Source organism: Arhodomonas sp. AD133 (assembly GCF_051195215.1).
GTDB lineage: Bacteria > Pseudomonadota > Gammaproteobacteria > Nitrococcales > Nitrococcaceae > Arhodomonas.
Genome location: NZ_JBNAZM010000049.1, coordinates 21,428 through 34,506, shown reverse-complemented (window position 1 = coordinate 34,506; position 13,079 = coordinate 21,428). Strand labels below are relative to the sequence as shown.

The following is a 13,079-nucleotide window of genomic DNA, read 5'->3' as shown; positions in this document are numbered from 1 at the left end:
CAGCCGCTGTCGTGGATCGACCTCGACAACCTCTCCGCCCGCCAGCAGCAGAACCGCCTCGCCGACCGGCTCACCGGGCAATGGCTGGAGTACGTGCTGACCGAGGAAGAGAGAATGCTGGACGGGAAAGCCGTCGCAAGCGGGTCATCCGGCGCGTGAGCCGGCGTTCCCGCACGGCAGTGGTCGTGGCGGGAAACGGCTGACGGTCACGTGTGCCGGCATGGTTTGACGGAGAGCGTGTACATACGAATAATACATACGTATGAATTATACGTAGTGCCCAGCTGGAGTCTCACTGCCATGACGATCTCACCCACGAAGACGGCCGACGAGAGCGGGCGCGGCGCCGAGACGCGCCGTCGTCTGGTCCGGGCCGGTCTGGAGTTGTTCGGGGCCTGCGATTTCGACAACGTCACCACCCGGCAGCTCGCCGAGGCTGCCGGGGTCAATCTGGCCGCGATTCCTTACCACTTCGGCACGAAGGAAAAGCTTCACCTGGCGGTGGCGGAGCACATCGTCACCAGCATCGCCGATGCACTGGCGGACGATCTCAAGGCGATTCGCCGCTGTGTGGCGGACGAGGGGGCGGAGACGGAAGATCTGCTGCAGGCGCTGCACTCGTTCATCGTCTCGTTCGCGCGGGAGATTCTCGGCTCCGACGACGCCGCCGCCCGCGCCGGTTTCATCCTGCGCCAGCAGCTCAGCCCGGGCGCGGCCTTCGACGTGCTCTACCAGGGCGTTATGCACGACGCCCACCGCACTCTCACCGCTTTGGTGGCGCGCATTCTCGGAGCGGAACCCGGTTCCCCGCGGATGGTGCGCCGTGCCCACGCGATTCTCGGTCAGGTGCTGTTCTTTCGCATGGCACGCGAGGTCGTACTGCGGGAACTCGACACCGATCGCATCGATGCCGGGCAGGTGGGTGAAGAAATCGCCGTCCAGACCGTTGTCGGCCTGCGCGCGGAAGCACACGCCGCCGGTGGCTCGGTGTGAGGAGAGCGAGAATGTTTACGCAACGGTCGCATCGAATGAGCGCCACGGGTGTTCTGGTAATGCTAATGGGTGCGGCGGTGGCTGGATGCGATGCTGATTCCCGGGTCGACGAGCCCGACGACGCGGCCATGAGTAACCGGCCGATAGTGTGGGCCGAAGTCGAATCGGCGCGCAGCGGGACGTCGCGCCGGATCGCCGGAGTGGTGCGCTCGGTGGAGCGTGCGCCCCTGTCGTTCGAGGTCCCCGGTCGCGTCGAGGCGGTGCACGTGGGCGTCGGCGACGAGTTCGAAAGCGGTGATGTGCTTGCCGAGCTCGATGACCGCACGTTTCGCCTCACCCTTGCCCAGCGGCGCGCCGAGCTCTCGGAAGCACGGGCGAATCTCACCCTCGCGAAAGCGGACTACCGGCGCGCGGAGCGTCTGCTCGGCCGGGGCGCGATTTCGCAGGCGAAGTACGATGCCGCACAGTCGAGTTTCGAAACGGCCAGCAGCCGTGTCGACGTCGCCGCCTCGCGGGTCGATCTCGCACGCGAGGATCTCGCCGACGCCAAGCTACACGCCCCCTACGACGGCGCCGTGGCTGCACGCCTGATCGAACCCGCCCAACGGGTGCGCGCCGGTGCGACAGCGGTGGAGGTCCAGAGCGTGGGAGGCGGCCTGGAGGTACACGTGGTGGTACCGGAATCGCTTGTCACCGCATTGGCGCCGGGGTCCGAGCACCGCGTCACCTTGCCGGAGGTGGAAGGCGAATTGCTGACGGGGAGCGTGACCGAGGTCGGCGTGGACGCGGAGTACCGCAGTGCCTATCCGGTCACGCTGGAGCTGGTCGACCCGCCGCAGAGCGTGCGTGCGGGCATGACCGCCGAGGTTCGGCTGCACCTCGACGCCACCGGGCCGGAGCGTGTCGCGATTCCGGCGACGGCATTCCTCGCCGGCGAGGGTGAGCGCGAGTTCGCGTTCGTCTTCGACGAGCGCTCGCATACCGTCAGCCGTCGGGAGATCGACGTGACCGATGTCTCCGGTGGTCGAGCCCTCGTCGCTTCCGGCCTTGAGCGCGGCGAGATCGTCGCGAGCAAGGGGGTGGCGTTTCTTTCCGACGGCCAGCGCGTGACCCGCGTGGGCGTTGGCGTCAAGCGTTATTCGCCGTAGGCGCACGGGATGAGTATCAGCGAAATTGCCTTCCGGTTTCGCCCGGTGGTGTACATGGTCGCCGTCGTGGCGATGGTGTTCGGCGCGGTCAGCTATTTCTCCCTGCCGGCGCGCGAGGACCCGGAAATCACCATTCGCGAAGCCGTGGTGACGACCCGCTATCCGGGGCTGTCCGCCGAGCGTGTGGAACGGCTGATCACCAAGACGCTGGAAGAGGCGGTCCGCCAGGTGGCGGAGATCGAGGAGGTTCGCAGCACCTCGAGACCGGGCGTGTCGATCATCCACGCGGAAGTTCAGGACCGCTACTTCGATCTCGACCAGATCTGGGACGAGCTGCGCGACAAGGTGGACGAGGCGCGTCCGGAGCTGCCCGAGGGCACGCACGCCCCGGTGATCAATGACGATTTCGGCGATGTGGCTGTGGTGACCGCGGCGTTGACCTCGGACGACTTCTCCATGCGCGAGTCGTTCGACATGGCCAAGCACATCCGCGACCAGCTCTATGGGGTGAAGGGCACCAAGCGCGTCGACGTGCTCGGGGTGCAGCCGGAGCGCATCTATATCGAAACGCGCAACGCGCGGCTCGCCGAGCTCGGCATCGATCCCGAGCAACTGTCGGCCACGCTGCAGGCCCAGAACATCATCCGGCCCGGTGGCGCCGTGGATACCGGAGAGCGGCTGTTCCCCATCGAGCCCACCGGCAATTTTACCTCCGTGTCGGCCATCCGTGACACGCTCATCACGCTGCCCGGTACGCAGCGGGTGATTCCCCTGCGGGACGTCGCCGAAGTCAGGCGGGGCTACCTCGACCCGCCGGCGCGCAAGGCCTACTACAACGGCGAGCCGGCGATCATGTTCTCTATCGCCATGCTGCCGGATTACAGCGTGCTGGACTACGGCGCACGGGTGCGCGAGCGCATGGCCGAGATAAAGGCGAACCTGCCGGTGGGCTATGAGCTCGACATCGTCACCTATCAGGCGAAACAGGTCGCCAACGCCGTCTACGGCGTCACGGCCAACGTGCTGCAGACGCTCGCCATCGTGCTGGCCGTGGTGATTCTCTTCCTCGGTGTGCGCACCGGACTCATCGTCGGCTCCATCGTGCCGGCGGTGATGCTCGTGACCCTGGCCGTAATGGGCTTCTTCGAGATGACGCTGCAGCGCATGAGCCTGGCGACGCTGGTGATAGCGCTCGGCCTGCTGGTGGACAACGGCATCGTCGTCGCCGAGGACTTCAAGCGCAGACTGGGGGAGGGCGCCAGCCGGCGCGAGGCGCTGAAGCGCACGGGCAGCGAGTTGGCCCTGCCGTTGCTGTCGTCGACGCTCACCACGATACTCGTGTTCCTGCCGCTGATGCTCGCCGAGCACGTGGCCGGCGAGTATACCCGCTCCATATCGCTGGTGATCCTGATCAGCCTGCTCACCAGCTGGGTGCTCGCCATGTGCCTGACGCCGCTGCTGTGTCACCGGTTCATTCGCCCCGAGCCCCAGGGCGAGGCGGCAGCCCGGCCGGGCCTGTCGGATCGCCTGTTCCTGGTGCTGGCTCGGCGCTACGAGCGCATCCTCCGCCGTGTCCTGCGCCATCGGGGGCTGTTCCTCGCGGCCATGGGCGTATTGCTCGCGACCGCGGTGGTGGGGCTCAGCCAGGTGCCGAGCAAATTCTTCCCCGATTCGGATCGCACCCAGGTTCTCGTCTATGTGGACCTGCCGGCCGGTGTATCCGCCACCGCCACGGATAATGCCATGCGGCCGATGATGGCGATGCTCCACGACCATGAGCGTTTCCCCTACGTGAAGGATTTCGCCGGCTACGTCGGCTTCGGCGGACCGCGATTCGTGCTCTCGCTGACCCCGGTGGACCCGGCACCCAACCGCGGCTTCATGGTCATCAACGTCGATCGCTACGAGCACGTCTCGAAGGCCATTCGCGAGATACGGACCGCGTTTCGGGAGGCGTTTCCCGCGGTCAACGCGCGCGTGAAGGGCATGTTCCTCGGACCGTCCGATTCCTCGCGGATCGAGGTGCAGGTGAAGGGACCGGATGCGGACTACATCTTCGAAAAGGCCGGCGAGATCGAGCGCATTCTCGCGGGGGTACCGGGGGCGCTCGAGATCCGGCACGACTGGGAGAACCGGATTCCGCAGATCCGCGTCGAGGTGGATCAGGCCCAGGCCCGCCGGGCGGGGGTTTCGTCCGCGGATATCGCCCGCTCCATGGCGACCTATTTCAACGGCCGCTCGGTTACCGAGTTCCGCGAGGGCGACGACATCTTCCCCATCGTCGCTCGCGCCGCCGATGCCGAGCGACACGATCTCGACCGGGTGAAGTCACTGGCGGTGTACTCCAGTGCCACGGGCCGCAACGTGCCCCTGTTTCAGGTCGCCGATTTCGAGCTGGTCAACCACTTCGGTGCCATCGCCCGTGAGGATCTCGCGCGCACCGTCACGGTCGAGGCGCGCAGCACGCAGCTATCGGCGGAGGACATGGTGCCGCGCATCGCCGACGAGCTGGACGCGCTGCGCGACGATCTGCCGCCCGGCCACAGTATCGAGATCGACGGCGTGGTGGAGACCTCTCATGACGCCCGGGCGGCGCTGGCGGCCAACGTGCCTTTCTGCGTCGGCGCCATACTGCTGCTGCTGGTGGCGCAGTTCAACGGATTCGGGCGTCCGGCGATCATCGTGGCGACGATTCCGCTGATGCTCATCGGCGCCGTGACGGGCCTGTACCTCATGCAGGTCAATTTCGGGTTCATGGTGATCCTGGGGCTGTACGCCCTCGCGGGGATCCTGATCAACAACGCGATCGTTCTCATTGACCGCATCGACATCGAGCGGGAGGCCGGTGAGGCGGGCAACGCGTTCGAAGCGGTCGTCTCCGCCTCGGTGCGCCGGCTGCGCCCGATTCTCATGACGACCGTGACGACGATTCTCGGCCTGCTGCCACTGATCGTGTTCCGGGACGCCCTCTTTTACGGCATGGCCAGCGTCATCGCGTTCGGCCTCGCGGTGGGCACGGTACTGACGCTGGGCGTCGTGCCGGTGCTCTACAGCCTGATTTTCCGGGTGCCGCCGCAGCGCGCCGGGGAGTGACCCGGGGCGCGGCTCCCTGCGCCTACCGGGCGCCGAGGTGGGGCATCAGCTCCGCGAGCAGGGCGTCGCGGTCTTCCTTGGAGCGCGCGGCAATCGCCTGGTCCACGACCTCGCGGGTGAGGTGGGGGGCGAATGTCTCGATGAAGTCGTACATGTAGCTCCGCAGGTAAGTGCCGCGGCGAAAACCGATGTTGGTGACGCTGGGCTCGAACAGGGCGCTGGCGTCGAGGGCGACCAGCCCCTTGTCGCGCTCCGGGTTGAATGCCATCGAGGCCATGATACCCACGCCCAGGCCGAGGCCGACGTAGGTCTTGATGACTTCCGAGTCGGTGGCGGTGAACACGACGTCGGGCTCGAGGTCCTTCGTCGCGAATGCCTGGTCGAGCTTGGAACGGCCGGTGAACCCGAACACGTACGTTACCAGCGGGTAGCGCGACACCGCTTCCAGGGTCAGCGGGTCCTCGTCGCACAGCGGATGGCCTTCGGGCACGATGATGCTGCGATTCCAGGCGTAGCACGGCATCATCACCAGGTCCTCGAAGAGCTCGATGGCTTCGGTGGCGATGGCGAAGTCCACGGTGCCCCGGGCGGCCATCTCGGCAATCTGCATCGGTGTGCCCTGGTGCATGTGCAGGCTCACGTTCGGATAACGTGGCCGGAACGCGTTGACCACCGGTGGCAGCGCGTGGCGCGCCTGGGTATGGGTGGTGGCGATGGACAGGCTGCCGCGGGATTCGTCCACGTGCTCCTGGGCGATAGAGGAGATGTTGCGTACCTCTTCGAGCACGCGCGTGGCGACCTGGAGGATCTCCTCGCCGGCGGGCGTCACGTGGCTGAGGTGTTTGCCGCTGCGCGCGAAAATCTGCACACCAAGCTCGTCCTCGAGCATGCGGATCTGCTTGCTGACGCCCGGCTGAGACGTATAGAGCGCTTCCGCGGCGGCCGATACGTTGAGCCCGCGGCGGGCGACTTCGCAGATGTAGCGGAGCTGGTTGAGCTTCATCGGGAGCGATCCATAAAGAACATCATCGTATATATCTAAAAGAATTCATTCTTTTTGTAAATAAGCGAGGCGGCTAAGCTCTACCTATCGCTGTTTGGCGAGGACCGATTGTGACCGAGGATCGTGAGGCAGTGGCATTCGGGCCGCGGCGCGGCAGCGCGCGTGGTTGCGGTGAGGTCTATCTCATCGGCGCAGGCCCCGGTGACCCGGATCTGCTCACTCTGCGTGGTTACCGCCTGTTGCAGACCGCCGACGTCGTGCTCCACGACCGCCTTGTCGCGCCCGCCATCGTGGACCTCGCGCCTGCCCGGTCGCAGCGCGTCTACGTGGGCAAGCAGCGCGATCGCCATCCGGTCCCGCAGGCGCGTATCAACGAAATGCTGGTCGCCTACGCCCGGCGCGGGCTGTGCGTGGCCCGCCTCAAAGGCGGCGACCCCTTCATCTTCGGGCGCGGCGGCGAGGAGATCGAGAACCTCATGGCCGCCGGGATACCGTTCCAGGTGGTCCCCGGTGTAACCGCGGCGAGTGGTTGCGCTGCTTATGCGGGCATTCCGCTCACCCACCGCGATTACGCTCATGCCTGTGCATTCGTGACCGGCCACCGCAAGGCCAACGGCGAGCTCGACGTGGATTTCGAGCCGCTGGTACGACCGGGCCAGACGGTGGTTTTCTACATGGGCCTCGCCGCTGTGGATCGTCTTTGCGAGGGCCTGCTCGCCCACGGCATGGCCGCGGACATGCCTGCTGCGCTGGTGCAGCAGGGCACCACCGAGGCCCAACGGGTGGTCGAGGCCACGGTGGAGACGTTGCCGCAACGCGCCCGCGAGGCATCGTTGCAGCCGCCGACGCTGGTGATCGTGGGGGAAGTGGTCCGGCTGCGTGGGCGGTTGCAATGGTTCGAGCCGGCCCGTGGCGATATCACGCCGTTTCCTGGCGAGGGTGCATGGGGCTGACTCACTGCGCCATGCCCGTCGCCCGCCTGCCCTGCACCGTGCCCACTCGCCGCGCCACGGCGGCCATGCAGCCTCGAGGTCGAAGGCCGACGGGCATCCCGGTACACTGCGATGATCGTCCGTGGACAGCGACAGATCAGCGAGTAGAGGTACATGAAGGGAACCATCCTCATCACCGGGGCCTCGGCCGGTTTCGGGGCGGCCACGGCCCGCCGTTTCGCCCGCGAAGGCTGGCGCCTGGTGCTCTGCGCGAGACGGCGCGAGCGCCTCGAGACGCTGCAGGAGGAGCTGGGCGGTCCCGATACCGTCCATACCCTGGAGCTGGACGTCACCGACCGGATGGCGGTCACCGGGCAACTCGCGAATCTGCCGGCGCCTTTCGACGGGATCGATGTCCTCGTCAACAACGCCGGACTCGGCGTGGGGCTCGAACCGGCCTGGGAGTGTGACCTCGACGACTGGGAGCGCATCGTCGATACCAACATCAAGGGGTTGCTGTACGTGACCCGAACGGTGTTGCCAGGCATGGTGGCGCGCCGCCGCGGCCACATCGTCAATCTGGGTTCCACCGCGGGAACCTGGCCTTACCCGGGCGGCAACGCCTATGGTGGGAGCAAGGCCTTCGTCCAGCAGTTCACCCGCAACCTGCGTGCCGATCTCATCGGCAAGCCCGTGCGCGTGACCAACCTCGACCCGGGGCTCTGCCATACCGAGTTCTCCGTCAACCGTTTTCGCGGCGACGAGGCACGGGCCAACAGCCTCTATGAGGGCAACGACCCGATTCAGCCGGAGGATCTCGCCGAGATCATCCATTGGGTCGTGACCATGCCCCGGCACGTGAACATCAATACGCTCGAGGTCATGCCGGTGAGCCAGACCTGGGGGCCGTTACCGGTGCAGTCGGTGGACTGGCCAGAGGACACCTGAGCGCTCGACCCGGCGGCGCACCGCACCGGGTACGGAACCGTCCGACGACGCCGGATGCCGGCGCCGTCGTCGGCTGGCGGTCGGTTTCGGGTGTCCGGGGGATCCCGATGCCGCTACGCGTTCGCGGATGCCACGCCGGTCATGGGCGAAGACGGGACACCGTACTCCCGTGGCGCCATGCGGCCCGCCCACCAGGCGTGCCGCCCCGATATCACCGCATGGCGCATTGCCTTCGCCATGCGCACCGGATCCCGCGCGTGGGCGATGGCGGTATTCATCAGTACCGCGTCGCAGCCGAGCTCCATCGCGACGGCCGCGTCGGAGGCGGTGCCCACCCCCGCGTCCACGAGCACCGGCACGCGAATGCTTTCGGCGATGCGCCGGATGTTCAGCGGATTGCGGATGCCGAGCCCCGAACCGATGGGGGCGCCCAGCGGCATGACCGCGACGCAACCAATCGCCTCGAGCTCGCGGGCGATCAACGGGTCGTCACTGGTGTACGCCATCACCTGAAAGCCGTCGGCGACCAGGCGTTCGGCTGCGGTCAGCGTTGCCCGGACGTCGGGGTGCAGGCTGTCGTCGCCGAAGATCTCGAGCTTGCACAGGGTGTTGCCGTCGAGCAGCTCGCGGGCGAGCTGGCAGGTGTATACCGCGTCCTCCACAGTGAAGCATGCAGCGGTGTTCGGGAGAACGGTGCAGCCCAGCTCCCGAAGCATGGGCAGCAGGCCGTCGCCTTCGGCGCAATCCGGCAGCCGCCGTATCGCGACGGTGACGATTTCCGCACCGCTGGCGATGATGGCGGCCCGGGCTTCGTCGAGATCGCGGTAGCGCCCGGTTCCCACGAGCAGGCGGGCATCATATTGTTGGCCGGCGAGTGTCAGGCGATCGTCGTTGTCCATCGTGTCCATCTCCTGGTTGGTGTTCGTACTCCGGCGTGGCGACTTCAACCGCCACCGACGGCCTGTACGATGTCCACGGTGTCGCCTTCGGCGAGACGGTACTCGCCGTGGGCGGATCGCGGCACGACCTGTCGGTTGACCGCTACGGCGATGCCCTGCCGCGGATATGACAGAGTTTCGAGCAGGGTCGACACCGAGGCGGGCGCGGTGAGATGGCGCTGCTCGCCGTTGACGATGACGGTGAGCGTCTCGCGGTGGTTGCTCGCTTGCTGTTGGGTCACTGCGTGATGTCTCCGTGCCGGGTGCGCCGGACCCATCGGGCCGGCGGACGTACCTGGGACGCTGGTTGGAGACGCGGTGAGGGGGGGCTGCCGCACGGCAGCGCTTGGTGGTGTGCCGAAGCTCCCTACGCCGGTACTAACCGGGTCAGGTTCCAAGGGACTCTCTCAGCCCGGACCGCTGACGGCCGGGCACCCCCGCTTCCTCGTCTCGTGCCCGCAAATCGGGCACATGCCGGACGCTAACCGCGCGTCGAGTGCCTGTCAACGAGTACCGGCGCACACAAGGTGGCACGTTGGGTCTCGATTCCGTTCGCGACCCCGGAAGCGAGCCTTGCAGGGCCAGCAATCCCACGCCAGTGCGCGCTCTCGTCACCGTGTTCCGCTCCGGCATGGTCTACGCGGGCCCGCACACCATCCCGCCGTGGCGTAACCTGCTGGTGGTGGCGGCTTCCGGGGCCCGCGGCGGACGCTGGAGTTGCTGGCGGTCGCCGCGATTGGCAAGCTCGTGCACCATTTCCGCAGTGGCGCGCCGCAGGGTCCGAGCCTCAACACTGCGACGGGGAGCTACGGTCAGCAACGCGCCTGACAGCGATTGGACATGAGTCGATTGGCACAGGGGACGGAACGCTACCGACGTGGTGCCGCGCTCGCGAAGCGCGCATTCCCGTTCGTCGCCTGGATGCGCGGGCTGACGCCGACGATGGTGCGCGCCGACGTGATGGCCGGCATCACTGGCGCGATCATCGTGCTGCCGCAGGGTGTCGCCTATGCGCTGATCGCCGGGCTGCCGCCGGTATACGGGCTCTATAGCGCCATCGTGCCGACCATTGTCGCGGCGCTCTACGGCTCCTCGCGCCACAGCATCACCGGACCGACGGCGGCCAACTCGATCGTCGTGCTGGCGTTGGTCGCGCCGCTCGCCTCGCCGGATGGGCCCGGCTACATTCCCATGGTGCTGGCGCTCACATTCCTGGTGGGTGTCTTCCAGCTCGCGCTCGGGCTGCTGCGTCTCGGCGTGCTGGTGAACTTCATTTCCGATTCCGTGGTGGTGGGTTTTACCGCCGGCGCGGCGGTGTTGATCGCCGCCAGCCAGCTCAAGCACGTCTTCCAGCTCGAGCTCGCCAATGACCTCACCTTCTACGGCACACTGGTGCAGTTCACCGAGAAATTGCCGGACAGCAATCCGTACGCGGTTGTCATCGCGGTGGTGACGCTCGGGGTGACCCTGGTGGTGAGGCGTCTGCGCTCGCGCTGGCCGGCGATGATCATCGGCATGGTGGCCGGCGCGCTGACGTCCCTGGCCCTCGGCGGACGCAGCCACGACGTCGAGCTGGTGGGCGCACTGTCCGGTAGTCTGCCGGCCTTGTCGATGCCGCCACTGGGACTCGAAACGTTGCGCGAGCTCGCCTCACCCGCCGTCGCCGTTGGCATTCTGGCGCTGGTCCAGGCGATCTCCGCCGCACGCGCGGTGGCGACCCGCTCGGGTCAGAAGATCGACGGCAACCAGGAGTTCATCGGCCAGGGGCTCGCCAACCTGGTGGGTAGCCTGTTCTCCTCGTACGCCTGCTCGGGCTCGTTCACCCGCTCGGGGGCGAACTATGATGCCGGCGCGAAGACGCCGCTGGCGGCCATTTTCGCGGCGCTCATCCTGGCACTCGTGCTGGTGGGGGTGCCCGGCATCACCCGCTATCTGCCGATGCCCGCCATGGGCGGCATCGTGCTGCTGATCGCCTGGAATCTTATCGCCTTCGACCAAATCTGGCAGACGCTGCGCGCCAGCCGCACGGAGTCCGCGGTGCTGTTCATTACCCTGCTGGCGACGCTGTTCCTGCCGCTGCAGTTCGCCATCTACGCTGGCGTGCTGCTGTCACTGGTGCTCTACCTGCGGCGTACGGCCCACCCCCGCATGGTGGCGGTCGCGCCGGTGCCCGGGCGGCCGCTGAACGTGCTTCGCAATGCCGACAAGCGCGGACTCGCGCAGTGTGGCGAGCTCAGGATGATCCGCATCGATGGCTCGTTGTTCTTTGGCGCGGTGGATCACGTACAAACCGAGCTACGGCGGGTCACCGAGGCGGGGTGCCATCATGTGCTGCTGGTGGGCTCGGGGGTGAATTTCATCGATCTGGCCGGCGCGCGCATGCTCGCGCGCGAGGCCGAGCGTCTGCGCACACTCGGCGGCGGGCTCTATCTGTGCAGCTTCAAGGACCCCGCCCGGGAGGAGCTCAAGCACGACATCCACCGGCAGGCGGTGGGCGAGGTGAACATTTTCGCCTCGCCGCAGGAGGCCATCGAGGCGATCGTGGCGCGCGTCGGAACCCCGGACTGTCCGGTCTGCCACGGCGGGCCCCGGCACTGTGTGTTGCTGGAGACCCCGAAACGGTTGTCCTCCGGGGATGCCGAGTAACGACTCGGGAGCCACGACCTCCACGCCGCGATAACCGCTTGATCGGGCACGTCTCGTGGCCCGGTTACCCGGGCGCCGAGGCAGGGCGCCGGCTCGCTCGGCGAGACGCTCGGCAAGCTCGCCGGCGGCCGGAGCGATATGCCACCTCCGAGCGCCCGGCGGAGGTGGCGTCCAATCAGAGCGCGTCGAGGAATTCCTTCCAGGGTGTGGCCAGGAACGTCTCCGTCGTCGCGCGGCCGGACGCACGGATGATCATGGCCGCCTTTTCCACCTCCTTGGGATCATCGGCCTCGACCACGTCGATGACGTCGAAGCGCCCGAGCAGAGCGTAGCTGTCCTGCCAGTGAACTCCCGGGCATTGCGTCTTGATCTTGTCCGAGACGGTCCGTGCGATGGCGGGGAAGTCCGCCGGATCGGAGAAGGCGTCGGGTGCGAGTCGGCTGAGAATGATGTACGTGGCCATGATGTCCTCCCCGGGGGCGGGTCGGGTGCGAAGAGCCCGCTTCCATACCGGACGGGTAGTCTCTCCTCGCTGCCTCGTCCAGGGAGCCCAAGCGCTGGCCGACGAACGTCGTGGCCACAACGAAAAAGCCCCGCCGGTGGCGGGGCTTGGATGCGGGGTCCGGCCGTCTGATCAGTCTTCGCCGCCGAAGAAACCGAGCAGATGCAGCAGGCTGGTGAACAGGTTGTAGATCGCCACGTACAGCGTGATCGTGGCCATGATGTAGTTGGTCTCGCCGCCGTGGATCATCTCGCTGGTCTGATACAGGATCAGCCCGCACATCAGCAGCATGAACGCCGTGCTCACGGCCAGCGACAGCGCCGGCATAGTGAAGAAGATCGACACCAGCCCGGCCACGAATGCCACCAGGATGCCCGCGAGCAGGAAGCCACGCAGGAAGCTGAAATCCTTGCGCGTCGTGAGCGCGTAGCCCGACAGGCCCAGGAAGATCGCGCCGGTGCCGCCGAGGGCGGTGAGCACGAGCTCCGTGCCGTTGCTGAACATGGTGATGTACGCGTTGATGACGGGGCCGAGCGTGTAGCCCATGAAGCCCGTCAGCGCGAAGATGGATGCCAGGCCCCAGACGCTGTTTCGCAGTGCGTTGGTCAGGAACAGCAGGCCGAAGTAGCCTACGAGCACGATGATGAAGTTTAGCGGCGGCGCGTTGGTGACCATCGCCACGCCCGCGGTGAACGCACTGAACAGCAGTGTCAGCGACAGCAGGATGTAGGTGTTGCGGATGACCGCATTGGTGGCCAGGGTCGACGCGCGGCCGGCTGTGCGGTCCATGCTTGCCACCCGATAGTTGTCGGCCATGATCGATTGTCCTCCTCGTTCGGACTACCCAAGGCGCCCGCCGACGCGGCGGGCCGAACC

At 66.8% G+C, this 13,079-nt stretch carries 10 protein-coding genes, 1 pseudogene and 1 riboswitch; of the genes and pseudogenes, 6 read left to right on the top strand and 5 right to left on the bottom strand.

Annotated features, from left to right (window positions below):
* The first annotated feature begins 300 nt into the window (after positions 1 to 300).
* From ACPEES_RS19360 to ACPEES_RS19350, 3 genes are read left to right on the top strand one after another with little or no spacing between them, the layout of a single operon-like run.
* Positions 301 to 993 carry a CerR family C-terminal domain-containing protein gene (locus ACPEES_RS19360; RefSeq protein WP_435105302.1) on the top strand — a complete coding sequence of 231 codons (693 nt, stop codon included), beginning with the start codon at positions 301 to 303 and terminating at the stop codon, positions 991 to 993.
* A gap of 35 nt (positions 994 to 1,028) precedes the next feature.
* Positions 1,029 to 2,141, top strand: coding sequence for an efflux RND transporter periplasmic adaptor subunit (locus tag ACPEES_RS19355; RefSeq protein WP_435105299.1), 1,113 nt, complete (start codon positions 1,029 to 1,031; stop codon positions 2,139 to 2,141).
* 9 nt (positions 2,142 to 2,150) lie between these two features.
* Positions 2,151 to 5,234: an efflux RND transporter permease subunit gene (locus tag ACPEES_RS19350; protein ID WP_435105297.1), complete on the top strand. Its 3,084-nt coding sequence runs from the start codon at positions 2,151 to 2,153 to the stop codon at positions 5,232 to 5,234.
* A gap of 22 nt (positions 5,235 to 5,256) precedes the next feature.
* Here ACPEES_RS19350 and cysB read toward each other — a convergent pair whose 3' ends face one another.
* Positions 5,257 to 6,237 (bottom strand): HTH-type transcriptional regulator CysB, encoded by a 981-nt coding sequence (gene cysB, locus ACPEES_RS19345; protein WP_435105294.1) that lies wholly within the window; start codon positions 6,235 to 6,237, stop codon positions 5,257 to 5,259.
* 170 nt (positions 6,238 to 6,407) lie between these two features.
* Between cysB and cobA the strand changes: the two are divergent.
* Both cobA and ACPEES_RS19335 read left to right on the top strand, forming a co-directional pair.
* Positions 6,408 to 7,190: pseudogene (cobA, locus tag ACPEES_RS19340) on the top strand (uroporphyrinogen-III C-methyltransferase); the annotation flags it as partial.
* A gap of 153 nt (positions 7,191 to 7,343) precedes the next feature.
* Positions 7,344 to 8,117 (top strand): SDR family oxidoreductase, encoded by a 774-nt coding sequence (locus ACPEES_RS19335; protein WP_435105292.1) that lies wholly within the window; start codon positions 7,344 to 7,346, stop codon positions 8,115 to 8,117.
* A 113-nt stretch (positions 8,118 to 8,230) separates the two neighbouring features.
* Here ACPEES_RS19335 and ACPEES_RS19330 read toward each other — a convergent pair whose 3' ends face one another.
* Together ACPEES_RS19330 and thiS are read right to left on the bottom strand one after the other, a co-directional pair.
* The gene (locus ACPEES_RS19330; protein ID WP_435105290.1) at positions 8,231 to 9,025 is read right to left on the bottom strand and encodes a thiazole synthase; all 795 of its coding nucleotides are present in this window, start codon (positions 9,023 to 9,025) and stop codon (positions 8,231 to 8,233) included.
* A gap of 35 nt (positions 9,026 to 9,060) precedes the next feature.
* A complete protein-coding gene (gene thiS, locus ACPEES_RS19325; RefSeq protein WP_435105288.1) occupies positions 9,061 to 9,297 on the bottom strand; it encodes a sulfur carrier protein ThiS in 237 nt (78 codons plus the stop codon).
* Positions 9,298 to 9,402: 105 nt separating this feature from the next.
* A riboswitch (TPP riboswitch) is annotated at positions 9,403 to 9,504 on the bottom strand.
* Between the two features lie 391 nt (positions 9,505 to 9,895).
* Here thiS and ACPEES_RS19320 point away from each other — a divergent pair.
* The gene (locus ACPEES_RS19320; RefSeq protein ID WP_435105286.1) at positions 9,896 to 11,701 is read left to right on the top strand and encodes a SulP family inorganic anion transporter; all 1,806 of its coding nucleotides are present in this window, start codon (positions 9,896 to 9,898) and stop codon (positions 11,699 to 11,701) included.
* Positions 11,702 to 11,876: 175 nt separating this feature from the next.
* On the opposite strand, the gene ACPEES_RS19315 is transcribed toward ACPEES_RS19320, so the two are convergent.
* Positions 11,877 to 12,164, bottom strand: a complete 288-nt coding sequence (locus ACPEES_RS19315; protein WP_435105284.1) for a GYD domain-containing protein — start codon at positions 12,162 to 12,164, stop codon at positions 11,877 to 11,879.
* Positions 12,165 to 12,335: 171 nt separating this feature from the next.
* Positions 12,336 to 13,019 carry a Bax inhibitor-1/YccA family protein gene (locus ACPEES_RS19310; RefSeq protein WP_435105282.1) on the bottom strand — a complete coding sequence of 228 codons (684 nt, stop codon included), beginning with the start codon at positions 13,017 to 13,019 and terminating at the stop codon, positions 12,336 to 12,338.
* Between the last annotated feature and the right edge of the window lie 60 nt (positions 13,020 to 13,079).